Origin of the sequence: Tistlia sp. (assembly GCF_040905785.1) — a bacterium.
Taxonomy (GTDB): domain Bacteria; phylum Pseudomonadota; class Alphaproteobacteria; order Kiloniellales; family DSM-21159; genus Tistlia.
Window position 1 is genome coordinate 98,833 of sequence record NZ_JBBDQW010000052.1, and the last position, 13,997, is coordinate 112,829.

At 74.0% G+C, this 13,997-nt stretch carries 12 protein-coding genes; 2 read left to right on the plus strand and 10 right to left on the minus strand.

Features of this window, described 5'->3' with window-relative positions; genetic code table 11:
- The first annotated feature begins 4 nt into the window (after positions 1-4).
- Both glk and WD341_RS12290 read left to right on the plus strand, forming a co-directional pair.
- On the plus strand, positions 5-967 hold the full coding sequence (glk, locus tag WD341_RS12285) for a glucokinase (RefSeq protein WP_368425750.1): 963 nt from the start codon (positions 5-7) through the stop codon (positions 965-967).
- Between the two features lie 230 nt (positions 968-1,197).
- On the plus strand, positions 1,198-1,746 hold the full coding sequence (locus tag WD341_RS12290; protein WP_368425751.1) for a GNAT family N-acetyltransferase: 549 nt from the start codon (positions 1,198-1,200) through the stop codon (positions 1,744-1,746).
- Here WD341_RS12290 and WD341_RS12295 read toward each other — a convergent pair.
- The 10 genes from WD341_RS12295 to WD341_RS12340 all read right to left on the minus strand — a co-directional run.
- Positions 1,715-2,710 (minus strand): DMT family transporter, encoded by a 996-nt coding sequence (locus WD341_RS12295; RefSeq protein WP_368425752.1) that lies wholly within the window; start codon positions 2,708-2,710, stop codon positions 1,715-1,717. The two genes, WD341_RS12290 and WD341_RS12295, sit on opposite strands and share 32 nt — an antisense overlap.
- Positions 2,711-2,771: 61 nt before the next feature.
- Entirely contained in the window at positions 2,772-3,536 is a 765-nt protein-coding gene (locus tag WD341_RS12300; RefSeq protein WP_368425753.1) for a sulfite exporter TauE/SafE family protein, read from the minus strand.
- 44 nt (positions 3,537-3,580) lie between these two features.
- Positions 3,581-4,045 carry a TspO/MBR family protein gene (locus tag WD341_RS12305; RefSeq protein WP_368425754.1) on the minus strand — a complete coding sequence of 155 codons (465 nt, stop codon included), beginning with the start codon at positions 4,043-4,045 and terminating at the stop codon, positions 3,581-3,583.
- A gap of 53 nt (positions 4,046-4,098) precedes the next feature.
- Positions 4,099-5,010, minus strand: coding sequence for a DMT family transporter (locus tag WD341_RS12310; protein ID WP_368425755.1), 912 nt, complete (start codon positions 5,008-5,010; stop codon positions 4,099-4,101).
- Positions 5,011-5,166: 156 nt separating this feature from the next.
- Complete coding sequence (locus tag WD341_RS12315) at positions 5,167-5,901, minus strand: TVP38/TMEM64 family protein (protein WP_368425756.1); 735 nt, start codon at positions 5,899-5,901, stop codon at positions 5,167-5,169.
- Between the two features lie 40 nt (positions 5,902-5,941).
- Positions 5,942-7,369, minus strand: coding sequence for an NAD(P)/FAD-dependent oxidoreductase (locus WD341_RS12320; RefSeq protein ID WP_368425757.1), 1,428 nt, complete (start codon positions 7,367-7,369; stop codon positions 5,942-5,944).
- A 185-nt stretch (positions 7,370-7,554) separates the two neighbouring features.
- Positions 7,555-9,663 (minus strand): hypothetical protein, encoded by a 2,109-nt coding sequence (locus WD341_RS12325; protein ID WP_368425758.1) that lies wholly within the window; start codon positions 9,661-9,663, stop codon positions 7,555-7,557.
- A 13-nt stretch (positions 9,664-9,676) separates the two neighbouring features.
- Positions 9,677-12,448: a DUF4159 domain-containing protein gene (locus tag WD341_RS12330; RefSeq protein WP_368425759.1), complete on the minus strand. Its 2,772-nt coding sequence runs from the start codon at positions 12,446-12,448 to the stop codon at positions 9,677-9,679.
- A complete protein-coding gene (locus tag WD341_RS12335; RefSeq protein WP_368425760.1) occupies positions 12,449-13,351 on the minus strand; it encodes a DUF58 domain-containing protein in 903 nt (300 codons plus the stop codon).
- An 8-nt stretch (positions 13,352-13,359) separates the two neighbouring features.
- Positions 13,360-13,997 (minus strand): AAA family ATPase (locus tag WD341_RS12340; protein ID WP_368425761.1); only part of this gene is annotated, 638 nt, incomplete at its 5' end.

Below are 13,997 nucleotides of genomic sequence, written 5' to 3' on the forward strand. Positions count from 1 at the left end.
TGCCATGACCTGGCTGCTCGGCGACATCGGCGGCACCAACGCACGCTTCGCGCTGCTCGGCGAGGACGGCGCGCTCTGCGCGGTCGAGCGCTTCGCCGTCGCCGGCCATCCTACGGCGGAGGCGGCGCTGCGCGCCTATCTCGCGCTGCACGGCGGCGCGCCGGAGGCGGCCATCCTGGCCGTGGCCGCGACGGTCGAGGACGGGCGCGCCCGTCTGACAAACGCTCAGTGGGAGTTCGAGGAGCGCTCGCTCGCACAGGCGCTGGGCCTGCGGCGGGTCGTGCTGATCAACGACTTCGCGGCGCTCGCCCAGGCCGTCCCCCGCCTCGGCGAAAGGCAGCTGCTGACGCTCGGCGGCGGACCCGGGCGCCCCGACGCACCGATCGCGGTGCTCGGCCCCGGTACCGGCCTCGGCTGTGCGACCCTGCTGCCCGACGGCCGGGTCCTGGTCGGCGAGGGCGGCCACGTCACGCTGGCGGCGGTCGACGAGCGCGAGGCGGCGCTGCTCGCGATCCTGCGGCGGCGCTTCGCGCACGTCTCGGCCGAGCGCGTCCTGTCCGGGCCCGGGCTGATCGAGCTCCACGAGGCGGTCGGCGAGCTCGACGGTAGCCGGGCGCCCCGCGCGCGCGACGGGGCCGAGGTGGCCGCCGCGGCGAGCGCCGGCTGTCCCGGTGCCGAGGCCACGCTTGCCGCCTTCTTCGGCTTTCTCGGCACGGTCGCGGGCAACTTGGCGCTGACCGTGGGCGCCAAGGGCGGACTCTACCTTGCCGGCGGCATCCTGCCGCGCTTGGCCGGCCCGCTGCGTGGCTCCGTCTTCCGCGAGCGCTTCCAGGCCAAGGGGCGCTTCCGCGACTATCTGGCCGCCGTTCCCCTGCGGCTGATCGTCGAGCCGGATCCGGCTTTCCTCGGGCTCATCCAGATTGCCGAGCAGCAGCGGCACCGCGCGGCGGACGGACGGCGGGCGTGACGAGCCGGCGGCTCGGCCCTGCGGAGGGCTTTCAGAAGCGCGCCGGTGGTGCTATCTAGCCGATCGGGCATCTCCAGCATTCGGGATCGACAGCCGGTGCAGACTCCGCGGGCGACTCAGCGACGACGAAGCCGCGGCCCCGACCGGGGCTGACGGCGGCGCGTGCCTGTCCGGTCCGTCCCACCGTCCTTCGTTGAACAATGGCGACCCCTGCAGGACGGACCCAGCCCATGGACTACCAGATCCTCGCCGAGCGGCCGGAAGACGCAGCGCTGATCGACCCTCTGCTCGACCGGACCTTCGGCCCCGAGCGCATGACCAAGACCGTCTATCGCCTGCGCGAGATGCTGGCGCCGGTGTCGGGCCTCAGCTTCGCGGCGATCGACCCCGACGGCGAGCTGCTCGGTTCGATCCGCTATTGGCCGATCCTGATCGAGGGCAAGCCGGCGATCCTGCTCGGCCCGCTCGCCGTCGAGCCGCGGCTGCAGGGCAAGGGCATCGGCAAGGCGCTGGTCCGGCACAGCCTGCGCGAGGCGCGGCGACTCGGGCACGCCATCGCGGCGGTCGTCGGCGAGCCCGAGTACTACGAGCCCTTCGGCTTCCGTCCGGCGACGGCCTACGGGCTGATCCTGCCGGGGCCGGTCGATCCGCGGCGCTTCCAGGCCCAGGAGTTGGCGACCGGCGCGCTCGACGGCCTGCGCGGCCTGATCGCGCGCGACGAGCGGGCGCCGGCCGGCGGCCCGGCAGTCAGGGCAGTGGCGGCCCGGCGCCGCGCCTGAGCCGGCCGCCGGTGCGCACGGCAAGCCAGCGTCGGGGCCGGCCGTCGATCACGGCCAGGCCGACCAGGATCGCCGCCAGGCCGACCAGCGCCCTCGGCTCCAGCGGCTCGTCGAGGAGGCCTGCTCCGACGCTCAGCGCACCCGCCGGGATCAGCAGTGTGACCAGCAGCAGGTTGGTCGCCCCGGCGCTGCGCAGGATGCGGAAATAGAGCAGGTAGGCGGCGGCCGTGCCGACCAGGGCGACCGCGGCGACCGCGGCCAGGCTCTCTGCTGAAGGCCGCAGCAGCCAGGGCCGCTCGAGCGCCAGGGCAAGCGGCAGCATCACCAGCGTCGAGGCGGACAGCATGCCGCAGGCCGTGACCAGTGGCGGTAGCTGGCGGAAGCGCCGGCCCCAGATGCCTGCGAGCGCGTAGCAGAGCGCGGCCGCCAGCACCGCGAGCTCGCCCAACAGGCCCGCGCCCGCCCCGCCGCCCGCCCCGCCGCCCGCCACGCCCGCAAGCGCGCCTGGGCCGACGATCAGCGCGACGCCGGCGAGCCCGCACAGCACGCCCGTCAGGCGGCTGGCGGTCAGCTTCTCGTCCCGGGTCAGGACTTGAGCGAGCAGCACCGCGAACAGGGGCGTCGTGGCGTTGAGAATCGAGGCGAGGCCGCTGTCGATGTGCTGCTGACCCCAGACGATCAGCGAGAAGGGCAGCACGTTGTTGAGCAGCCCCATGACCAGCAGAGCGCCAAGGACCCGAGGCTGCCGCGGCCACGGCAGGCGCCGCAGCCGGACCAGCAGCGCCAGGGCACCTGCCCCGAGCGCAACCCGCCCGAGCACCACGGTCAGCGGCGGCAGGCTCCACAGCGCGACTTCGGCGAGTGGAAAGGAGCTGGCCCAGAGCGCGGCGAGCAGGGCGATCAGGCCCCACTCGCCCCCCGTCGGCGGGGGCGCGGCGCGGCGCGGGGGAAGCTCCTGGCTCATCGCCGGCTGATAGCATCGGAGGCGGAGCGCCGCTGGCGGCATTCGGACCTCGGCCGCTCAGCTACTCGAGTAGGCCCCAGGCGGTCGAGGCCAGCAGCTGCAGGGCGAGCAGGGTCATCACCCACTTGAAGCCGGTCCGGAAGGTCCGCTCGGGCAGGCGGCGCAGCAGGCGCGTGCCGGCCAGGGTGCCGAGGAAGCCGGTCGCGGTCATCGCCACGATCAGGCCGGCCCAGGGCCCGAAGGCGAAACCGAGCAGGCCGAAGGCGAGGATCTTCAGGCCGTGCTGCAAGGTCATGCAGACCGCGAAGGTGCCGACCAGCTGCAGCCGGTCGAGCGGCTTGGGCGCGAGCAGCGCGCCGACGAAGGGGCCGGTCGCGCCGACGAACATGGTCAGGAAGGTCGCCAGCGCGCCGCCGACCCCGAAGGCGAGAGGCTTCAGGTCGCCGAGCCTGAGCTTCGGCGCCCAGGTCGCGTAGAGCACGAAGAGCGCGACGACCGACTTCAGCAGCCAGCCAGGAAGGGCGATCACCATCTGGCCGCCGACCAGCGCGCCGACCAGGCTGCCGACGACGAAGGGCAGGACCAGGCGCCAGGCGACATGGCGCCACTGGATCGCCGCGCGCCCGGCGTTGGAGCCCCACTGCACGACGCCGTGCACCGGGATCAGGGCGAGCGGGGGCAGCAGCGTCGCCATGACCGCGAGCAGCGCGACGCCGCCGCCGAGGCCCATCGCCGCCGTCAGCCCCGAGGTGAAGAAGGAGACGGCGCTCAGCAGGAGGAACGGCCAGGGTCCGAGGTCGGGCGGCAGCAGGGCGAGGTCGCTCATGGCGCTCTTTACCGCCGCGACCGCGTCCTGGGAAAGCTTCCGGTCTAGTTCAGCAGGACGATCGTCAGGTTCAGGTAGGCGGCGAAGGCAGTCCAGGCGAGGTAGGGCAGCAGCAGCCAGAAGGCGATCGGCGACCAGCGCCGGAACCACAGCGCCGTGGCGGCGACCAGCGGCAGCAGCAGCAGGATGTTGGCGAGCCCGAGCTCGGGATCGCGCAGGCCGAAGAACAGGAACGACCAGGCTAGGTTCACCGCCAGCTGCAGGCCCCAGAGGGCCAGGGGCGCCCTGCCGCCGGCGCGCCAGACCAGCCAGGCCGCGAGGCCCATCAGCAGGTAGAGCAGGGTCCAGGCGAAGGGAAAGACCAGCGGCGGCGGCGTCAGCACCGACTTCTCGAGCGTCTGGTACCAGCCGGAGACCGAGCTCTGCGTCGCCAGGCCGCCGAGCTGGCCGACGACCAGCGGCAGGCCCAGGAAGACCAGAAGCATGTAGAGCGGTTTGCGGGACTTCACCGTCGCCTGTCCTTTCCCCGGGGGGAGCCGGCCGTGGGCTCTCCCTTCCTCCTTCAGCGCTCGGTCGGGTCGAGCGCCGAGCCGCCGGTGTCGCGCACCCGTTCGCGATACCAGAGATAGAGGCCGCTGGCGATCACCACGGTGGCGCCGGCCCCGACCCAGGGATCGGGCAGGTGTCCGAACACGAGGTAGCCGGCGAGGCTCATGTAGAGGATCTGGGGGTAGATGAAGGGCGCCAGGATCGGCGCCGGCGCCAGCCGGTGCGCGACGATCAGCAGGTAGTGGCCGACACCGCCGTAGAGGCCCGTCGAGACCAGCAGCAGCCATTCCAGCCAGCCTACCGGGCTCTGCCAGACGAAGGGCATGGCCGGCGTCAGCAGGACCACGCCGACGAGCGGCGTCATGAAGAAGATCGTCGCGATCGGGTCGCTGCCGGCCAGCTTGCGCGTCGCGATGTTGTAGAAGACGCCCGACAGGCAGGAGCAGAGCGACAGGCCGATCGCCCAGTGCACCAGGCCGAAGCCGGGCCGGATGATGATCAGCACGCCGAGGAATCCGACCAGGATCGCGGCCCAGCGCCGCGGTCCGACCGTCTCGCCGAGCAGCGGCACGGACAGCGCCGCGATCAGCAGCGGCGAGGCGAAGAGGATCGCCGAGGTCGTCGTGAGCTGCAGGTGCTGCAGCGCGAAGAAGTTGAAGAAGGTCGCGCCGAGCAGGAAGCCAGAGCGCGCCAGCTGCAGGACCGGCCGCCGGGTGCGCAGCAGCGCGCTGCCGTATTGCGGCAGGAACAGCGCGCCGGCCAGCACCAGGTGGCCGAGGAAGCGCGCCCAGACGATCTGCGGCGGCGGCAAGCTCTGCCCGAGGTACTTGGCGGTGGTATCGAGGCAGGTGAAGAGGAGGAAGGCCACGGAGATCAGCAGGATGCCGGTCAGCCGATCCTTCGGGCCGCTGCCGTAGAGGTCCAAGCCGGGGCTCCCGGAAGTCTGGGGTCGGGCGAAAGCGGGGGTGCTGCCACCGAAAGTGGCCGCCGCACAACCTGCCGGGGCGCCGGCGCCCTGTCGAGCGCGGGCCGCGCAAAGCTGACCAGCGCGGCGGCGGGGTCCGGCCGGTATTCCCGGCTGCTACCCGGCGTTGCGGCCGCGCCAGCGCTTGTAGGCGACCGGCAGCAGCGAGAGCAGGGCGAGGCCGACCAGGGCGCCGATCACCTGCGGGGTCAGCGCGCCGGCCAGGGTGATCTCTCCGCCCTGCTCGAAGACGCTGCCGAGGCCGGCGCCGACCAGGGCGTAGACGTAGGTGCCCGGAACGATGCCGAAGAAGGTCGCGACGACGTAGGTGCGCAGGCCGACGCCCAGGAAGGCCGGCACCAGGTTGACCACGAAGAAGGGGAAGAGCGGGATCAGCCGCAGCACCAGCAGGTAGCTGAAGGCGTTCTTCTTGAAGCCTGCCTCCGTGCGCGCCAGCCAGGGTCCGGCGCGCCGCCGCAGGCTGTCGCCGAGCGCGGTGCGGGCGGCCAGGAAGATCGCCGTGGCGCCGAGCGTCGCCGAGACGACGACGTAGGCGGTGCTGAGCAGGGCGCCGAACAGGAAGCCGCCGGCGACCGTGAGCACCAGGCCGCCCGGCACCGACAGCGCCGTCGCCAGGGCGTAGAGCGCCATGAAGCCGAGCGCGGCGAGCAGGGCGTTGTCGGCGACGAAGCCGGTCAGCGCCTCGCGGTGCGCGCGCAGCGCCTCCAGGCTGAGATAGCTGTGTAGGTCCAACGCCAGCACCAGGACGAGGGCGCCGACAATCGCCGTCAGCGGCAGCAGTCGCCTGAGGGCGCCGCGCCGGCCGCCGGCCGCTTCGGGTCGTTCGGACATCGTCTCGCTTTCCCCGCTTTCCATCCCCTCCGCCCCCGGCTCAGCCGAGCTTCAGGAGCCAGCGCACGACGGTCTTCGTGCGCCGGCTGAAGAGCTTGGGACTGTAATAGCTGCCGGCGACCCGCTTCGAGACCTCCGACAGCGTTGGATAGGGGAAGATCGCGCCGGCGATCCGGCCGATCGGCAGGTGCTGGCCGACGCCCCGCACCCAGGGGGCGAGCAGCTCGCCGGCTCGCGCGCCGACGATCGAGGCGCCGACGACCCGCGCGCGGCGGTCGAGCACGACCTTGATCAGGCCCTCGGTCTCGTGCTCCGCCTGGGCGCGGTCGTTCTCCGAGAACGGCCAGGCCAGCGCCTGGACCCCGTCGCCGAGCCGATCGCGGGCCTGCGCCTCGGTCATGCCGACGTGGGCGACCTCCGGGTCGGTGTAAGTGACCCAGGGCAGCGCCCGGTAGTCGACGCGGGCCGGCAGGCGGAACAGCGCGCGGCGGATCACGATGCCGGCATGGTAGCCGGCGACGTGGGTGAATTGGGGGCCGCCGGCGACGTCGCCGATGGCGAAGACCCTGCGGTTGCTGCTGCGCAGGCCGGCGTCGACCTCGATCCCCTGCCGCGAACAGGCGATGCCGGCGGCCGCCAGGTTCAGCCCCTCGAGGTTGGGCCTGCGACCCGCCGCGACCAGCAGGTGGGAGCCTTCGAGGAGCTCCGCGTCCGCGCCCTCGCCGAGACGCAGGCGGAAGCGGCCGCCTTCGTGGGCGACGGCGGCGACGGCCACGCCCTCGCGCAGCACGACGCCCTCGGCGGCCAGGCGGGCCTTGGCGACGGCCGTCACCTCCGGATCGTCCTTGCCGAGGATCCGGGCGGCCTCCAGCACCGTGACCCGCGCGCCGAGCCGGCGGTGCGCCTGGGCTAGCTCGCAGCCGATCGGCCCGCCGCCGAGGACGATCAGGTGCTCGGGCCGCACGGCCAGCTCGAAGACGCTCTCGTTGGTCAGGTAGGGCACCTCGGCGAGCCCCGGGATCGGCGGCGCCGCCGGCCGCGAGCCGGTCGCGACGACGAAGCGCCTGGCCCGGATCGACAGGCCGCCGGCCACGACCTCCCGCGGCCCTGCGAAGTGGGCCTCGGCGCGGACCACGCGGACCCCGAGGCCCTCGAAGCGCTCGACGCTGTCGTTCGGGGCGATCGCCGCGATGACTCCGCGCACGTGGGCGCGCAGGGCGAGGGGATCGACCTGCGGCTCGGCCGCGGCGATGCCGAAGCGCCCGGCGCTGCGAAAGGTGTGGGCGGCCTGGGCCGCGGCGATCAGGGACTTCGACGGCACGCAGCCGAAGTTCAGGCAGTCGCCGCCCATCGGCCCGCGCTCGATCAGGACGACCCGGGCGCCCATCTGCACGGCGCCCGCCGCGACGGACAGGCCCGCGGAGCCGGCGCCGATCACGCAGATGTCGGTCTCGACGACCTCGGTCATCGTCGCTGCTCCTCGCTTGGCAGTCGCTCAGGCTCGATCGGGGATCGGGCGCGCCCAGGATAGCTCACTTTCCCGCACTGTCCCGATTGGGCGAGGCTTTCAACATGGCTGGAGAAGCGACCGCGGCTAAGTCACGTTTTGCTCACGGCCGGCGACGGCTCGGTGATCGTGCTTGAGTTGGCGCGCTACCGTCCCTCGCGGCGCCAGGCGACCAGCAGGCCGCCGAGCGCGAGCAGCAGGCCCGCCAGGGCCGGCAGCAGTGGGGTGCGCTCGACGCCGGTGACCAGGTAGGCGCCGTGCTCGAGCACGCCGAGCCAGTCGCGGCCGCTGCGGTCGCGCCCCGGCGCCACCTTGCGTAGGACGAGCTCCTCGGTCTCGGCGAGGCGGAGCAGGCCGCCGCCGCTCTCGTCGCGCAGCGTCTGGGTCGGCTCGGCGCTGGCGCGCGGGTCCTCGTACTCCCGGGGGTTGAGCGCGCCGGCTGCGGCCAGGGCAATGCGCGTGCCGTCGGTGACCCGGTAGAGGCCGCCCTCCTCGATCGGCAGCCGGCCGGTCGCGATCCCGGGCAGGGCGTTGTCGAGCGCAAGCTCGCGGGTCGTGCCGTCGGGCGCGGTCACCGTCACCGGCGAGGGCGCCTCGGAATCAAGGCTCTGGCGGCGGACCACGAGCTGGCGGCCCTCGACCCGGGCGCGCAGGTCTTCCTCCTCCAGGTCCGGCTCCTTCATCAGCCAGTGCGCGACCCGGCGCACCAGCTCGGCCTGCGGTCCGCCGCCGTCGAAACCGCGGGCCCAGAGCCACAGGTGGTCGCTGGCCAGCTCGGCGACGCGACCCTCGCCGACCCGGTCGAGCACCAGCAGCGGTCGCTCGCCGCTGCCGCTCAACAGGGTCTGGGCGTCGGGCGTATCGACGGAGACCTCGAGCTGGCGGAACCAGCGGCCCCAATTGGCGCCGCGGCCGCTGCCGGGGATGCCGGCGCCCTCCAGGCCCGCCGTCACCGGGTGGCGATGGCCGAGCTCGGTCACCTGCGGCCGGAACCCGCCCTCGACGATCTGCCCGGTCGGCATGGCCGGCAGCACCCGGCCCAGCGGCGTCCGCGCCAACGACAGCGGCGAGGCGAAGCTCGGGCCGCTCGCCTCGAGCAGCGCACCGCCGGCCTCGACGTAGGCCGCGACGTTCTCGAGGTAGATGGTCGGCAGCACGCCGCGCCTGCGGTAGCGGTCGAAGATCACCAGGTCGAACTCGTCGAGCTTCAGCTCGAACAGCTCGCGGGTCGGAAAGGCGATCAGCGACAGCTCGCCGATCGGGGTGCCGTCCTGCTTCTCGGGCGGGCGCAGGATCGTGAAGTGGACCAGGTCGACAGAGGGGTCGGACTTCAGGATGTTGCGCCAGGCGCGCTCGCCGGGATGCGGCTCGCCGGAGACCAGGAGCACGCGCAGGCGGTCGCGCACCCCGTTGACGACGACGGCGGCGCGGTTGTTGACCTCGGTCAGCTCTTCGTCGAGCGGCTCGACCTGCAGCTCCAGCACGGTGGGCCCGCGCCGCTCGAGCTCGAACTCGACGGTCGCGGGACGCCCGACCGGAACCTCGACTTGGCGCGCCGTCTCGCCGTTGCGGCTGATCGAGAGCCGCGCCGTCTGCGCGGTCGAGCCGGGGCGGTCGGAGACCTGCAGGGTCAGGCTCTGCGGCTTGCCGACGATGCCGAAGCTCGGCACCTGCTCCAGCGCCAGCCGGCGGTCCTGCTCGTCCTCGCGGCCGGTCAGCAGTAGGTGCAGGGGCGCGTCGATGCCGAACTCCTCCAACCCGGCCGGAACGTCGTGGATCCGCCCGTCGCTGATCAGGAAGACCGCCGCGACCCGCTCGCGGGCGAGGTCTGCCAGCGCGCGGCGCAGCGGCCCGAACAGGCGAGTGCCCGGGTCGCCCTGGCCGGCCTCGTCCGCGGCCATGGCGTTCTCGCCGGCTTCCACGATGCGCACCTCGGTGTCGGGCAGGGCGTCGAGCTCGCGGTTCAGCATCAGGAAGGCGGCGTTGCGCTGGTCGGGCCGCGGCTCGATGCGCTGGCTGGCGCTGCGGTCGACGACAACCAGCGCGACGTCGGGCAGCGGGTCGCGCTTCTCGACGACCGCCGCGGGGTTGGCCAGCGCGAGCAGCAGGACCAGGGCGAAGAGGCCGCGCAGCAGCGCCCCCCGGGCGCCGCGGAACAGCGCGTAGCCGACCGGCAGCAGCACCAGGGCGGCCAGCGCCGCCAGTGCCCACCAGGGCAGGAAGGGGCTCCAGGCGATCGACAGGTTGCCGCTCATCGGCGGGGCGCCTTCACTGGCCGAGTCGCTCGAGGATAAAGGGGACGTGGACCTGGTCGGCCTTGTAGTTGCCGGTCAGGGCGTACATCACGAGGTTGATGCCGAAGCGGAAGGCCATCTCGCGCTGGCGCTCGCCGCCCGGCACGACGGCGTGCAGCGCCCGCCCGCTGTCGTCGATCGCCCAGGCCGAGGCCCAGTCGTTGGAGCCGACGATCAGCGAGGCGACGCCGTCCTTGTCGGTGTCCTCGGCCTGCTCGACCCACAGCGTGCCGCCGTCGTAGCGGCCGGGGAAGTCGAGCATAAGGTAGAAGGACTTGGTCAGCACGTGCTCGGGCGGCACCGGCGCCAGCGCCGGAATCTCGATGCCGCCCATCAGGCGGCGCAGGGTCTGCGCCTGCGCGCTGCCCTGGCCGAACAGGCCGCTGCCGCCGCCGGGCTCGCGCAGGTCGACGACCAGCGTGCCGCCGTTTTCCATGAAGGCGGCGAGCTCCCTGCGGCCGACGCTGTCGAGGTCGCGCTGCTCGGGGGTGATCGGCCAGTAGAGCAGCGGATAGAAGGCCAACTCGTCGCGGCCCAGCTCGACGCCGATCGGGTCCGCCGGTTCGACCGAGGTGCGCCGCAGCAGCATCCGCGACAGGCCCTGCAGGCCGGCGCGGGTGGTCGCGTCGAGCGAGGGCACGCCGGTGACGACGTAGGCGAGGCGCAGCTCCAGGGTCGCGGCCAGGGCCGCCGCCTCGTCGGCCTGGGCCCGCGCGCCGCCGGGCAGCGCGGTCAGGGCGGCGATCCCGGCCGCCGCGGCCAGGGCGAGGGCCCCGGCGGCGCCCCGCAGCCGCGGCCCGAGCAGGCCGCGCAGGCCGAGGCCGATCAGCAGGTCGAGCAGGCCGAGCAGCAGCGCCGCGATCAGCAGCCAGGGCAGCAGGTCGGCCTCCTGGCCGCCGCCGTAGTCGCGCTCCTCGACCGACAGCGGCAGGTCGGGCAGCGGTGCCGGCAGCGCGATGCCGGCCGAGAGGTTGAGCGCGCTGCGGCTCTCCTCGGTGCCGTAGTAGCCGGGCGGGCTCGATGGGCCGACGCGGTTCTCGGCCAGGGTCGCCTCGTCGGCGGCCAGCGCGTCGGGGGGCGGCGCGCCGAGCCGGCCGAAGCCGTCGAGCGTCGCCAGCGGCGGCTGCGGCTCGCCGCCGCGCGCGCCGGCCGAAACGCCGGCGCTGATTGCGACGAGCCGGCGCAGGATGTTCACGAACAGCCCCGAGATCGACAGGTTCGACCACTCGGCGTTGGCGGTCGTGTGGACCAGCACGAGCCAGCCCTCGCCGCGCTCGACCCCGGTGATCAGCGGCGTGCCGTCGGCGAGCCGGGCCCAGGTTCGCTCGGCGAGCTCCAGCGAGGGCTCGGCGAGCACCTGGCGACGCACCGAGACGTCGTCCGGCGTCTCCAGCCCGGCCAGCGGGCCGGCCGCGGGAAAGGGGGCGAAGCGTGCCGGCGTGTCCCAGGTGAGGGCGCCGCCGAGCGTGCGGTCGCCCTGGCGCAGCGCGACCGGGAGCAGGGCGTCGCTGGCCTCGGCCAGTCGTGGCCCGGCGAAGCGCAGCAGGGTGCCGCCGCCCTCGACCCACCCCTCCAGGGCGGCCGCCTCCTCGTCGCCGAGACGACCGAGGTCGGCGAGCACCAGGATCGCCAGGTCCTGCTCCAGCAGCTCCTCGAGGGTGCCGCGCCGGACCTCGGTGAAGGGCTGCAGCGCGCGCTCCAGGTAGTAGACCTCCGAGAGCAGCGGCTGGGCGCTCTCCTGGGAGGCCGCCATGACCAGCCCGACCGGCCGCCGCCGCCAGCGCTCGTCGAGCAGCACCCGGGCGCCGGCGGTCGCCTCGCGCTCGATCGACAACGAGGCGACCCGGTTGCGCAGCTCGGCCGGCAGCTCGAGCGGCGCGCTGGCGCGCGTCGCCTCGGCCCCGAAGGCGAGCTCGACGCTGCCGACGAGGCGGCCCTCGTCGTCCTGGGCGACGACGCCCAGGGTCTCCTCGAAGCCGGCGGTCGGCCGCTCGGCCGCGATGCCGAGGGCGAGGCCGTCGTTGTCGGGCGGCTGCAGCAGGTGCGGCAGCGCCTCGGGTGTCTCGCGGAACACGGTCAGCGGGCCGATCCGGCGCAGCCGCTCGGCGACCGCCAGTCCGTCCGGCTGGTCGCCCGCGCCTGCGCTCTCGGCCTCCAGCCCGTCCGACAGCCAGAAGACCGGCGCCGTCTCGCCGAGCTGGAGGGTCTCGAGGCGGCGCAGCAGGTCGGCGCGGTCGACCGGCCAGGGTTTCGGAACCAGGCTCTCGACGCGGCCCCGGGCCTCGGCCGGGTCGAGCGCCTGGAGTGGGGTGGCGCTGTCCCGGCCGCCGGCCGCGGGTGCGCTGGTCAGCAGGAGGAGCGGCCGGCCGGCGCGCTCGGCCTGGCCGACCAGGTCGCGCAGCAGGCTGCGCCGCGCCTCCCACTGGCGCGCGGCGGTCCAGCCGTCGTCGACGACCAGCAGGATTGGCCCGTCGCCGCTGCCCAGGGACGCGGGATTGAGCAGCGGCCGGGCCAGGGCGAGCACGACCAGGGCGGCGAGCAGCATGCGCAGCGCGACCAGCCACAGCGGCGTCCTGGCCGGCGTCTCCTCCGGGGGGCGCAGGCCGAGCAGCAGCCGGACCGCCGGGAAGGACTGGCGCCGGGGCGCCGGCGGTGTCACGCGGAGCAGCCACCAGATCGCCGGCAGGCCGATCAGGGCCGTCAGCAGCCAGGGGTTGGCGAAGGCGAGCGGGCCCAGCGACAGCATCTAGGCTCCCACCCTCTGGGACAGGGCGGCGTAGAGCCCGAGCAGCGCCGCCTGGGAGGAGGCGTCGGTCCGGTGCCGGCCCGAGGTCCAGCCGATGCCCCGGCAGATGTCGATCAGGCCCTGGGTCTGCAGGCTGAGGCGCTTCAGGTACCCCTCGCGCACCGTCTCGGCGCGGCCGAGCAGCCAGGGCGGCTCGCCCTCCAGCCCCTCGAAGCGGATCCGGCCCTGGTAGGGCAGGGTCGCCTCGGCCGGATCGAGGATCTGCAGGACGTGGCCCTTCAGGCCGCGCTCGGCGAAGCGCCTGATCTCCGCCTGGATCTCCTCGAGCGGCGACAGGAAGTCGCCGATCAGCACGACATGGGCATGACGCGGCAGGGTCTCGATGCCCGGCAGGCGTGCGGGGGCGTCCCCGGCGCGCTGGCGTTCCAGGCTGAGCGCCATGCGGATCAGCGCGGCCCGGCTGCTCGACGGCAGGACGTGCTCGCCGAGCAGAGCGACGCGTTCACCGGCGCGCAGCAGCAGCACGATCAGCGCCAGCAGCAGCAGGTCCGCGCGCTCGCGCTTGCTCGGCAGCTCCCGCGACGAGCGCCAGTCCATCGAGGCGGAACTGTCGCGCCACAGCCAGACCGACTGGGCGGCCTCCCACTCCATCTCGCGTACGAAGACGCGGTCGCTCTTGGCGGTCTGGCGCCAGTCGATCGACTGCGGGGAATCGCCGATCTCGTACTGGCGGAACTGCCAGAAGGTCTCGCCCAGGCCGACCCGGCGCCGGCCGTGGACGCCCTGGGCGACGGTCGAGGCGACGCGCTCGGCGGCGACCAGCAGCGGCGGCAGCCCCGCGGCGAGGCCTTCGCCCCGCTGCTGCAGGCCGCCGGTGGGATTGCGCCGCTGGGCTTCGGCCACTGCCGGCCTCAGAGGTGCTGCGCGCAGAGGCGCTCGATGATGTCGTCCACGGTGACGCCGTCGGCACGGGCGGCGAAGGACAGCGCCATGCGGTGGCGCAGAACCGCCGGCGCCATCGCCACCACGTCGTCGATCGAGGGGCTGAAGCGGCCGTCGAGCACGGCGCGTGCGCGCACCGCCAGGGCGAGCGCCTGGCTGGCACGCGGTCCGGGGCCCCAGGAGACCTGGGCGCGGACCTCCTCGAGGTCGCTGCCGTCGGGACGGCCCCGGCGCACGATGTCGAGGATCGCGTCGAACACGGCCTCGCCGACCGGGATGCGCCGGACCAGGCGCTGGGCCGCCTGCAGCTCCGACGCGCTCATGGTCTGCACGGCCTGGACGTCCTCGGAGCCGGTCGTCGCCAGCAGCATCTGGCGCTCGCTGTCGCGATCCGGGTAGCCGACGTCGATCTGCATGAAGAAGCGGTCGAGCTGGGCCTCGGGCAGCGGGTAGGTGCCCTCCTGCTCCAGGGGGTTCTGGGTCGCCAGCACGTGGAAGGGCTCGGGCAGGGCGCGCGGGCGGCCGGCGACGGTGACCCGGTGCTCCTGCATCGCCTGCAGCAGCGCCGACTGGGTGCGCGGGCTGGCGCGGTTGATCTCGTCGGCCA

Coding starts and splice junctions, on each gene's coding strand:
- glk (WP_368425750.1), top strand. CDS start 5: ATGACCTGGCTGCTCGGCGACATCGGCGGCACCAACGCACGCTTCGCG.
- WD341_RS12290 (WP_368425751.1), top strand. CDS start 1,198: ATGGACTACCAGATCCTCGCCGAGCGGCCGGAAGACGCAGCGCTGATC.
- WD341_RS12295 (WP_368425752.1), bottom strand. CDS start 2,710: ATGAGCCAGGAGCTTCCCCCGCGCCGCGCCGCGCCCCCGCCGACGGGG.
- WD341_RS12300 (WP_368425753.1), bottom strand. CDS start 3,536: ATGAGCGACCTCGCCCTGCTGCCGCCCGACCTCGGACCCTGGCCGTTC.
- WD341_RS12315 (WP_368425756.1), bottom strand. CDS start 5,901: ATGTCCGAACGACCCGAAGCGGCCGGCGGCCGGCGCGGCGCCCTCAGG.
- WD341_RS12320 (WP_368425757.1), bottom strand. CDS start 7,369: ATGACCGAGGTCGTCGAGACCGACATCTGCGTGATCGGCGCCGGCTCC.
- WD341_RS12325 (WP_368425758.1), bottom strand. CDS start 9,663: ATGAGCGGCAACCTGTCGATCGCCTGGAGCCCCTTCCTGCCCTGGTGG.
- WD341_RS12330 (WP_368425759.1), bottom strand. CDS start 12,448: ATGCTGTCGCTGGGCCCGCTCGCCTTCGCCAACCCCTGGCTGCTGACG.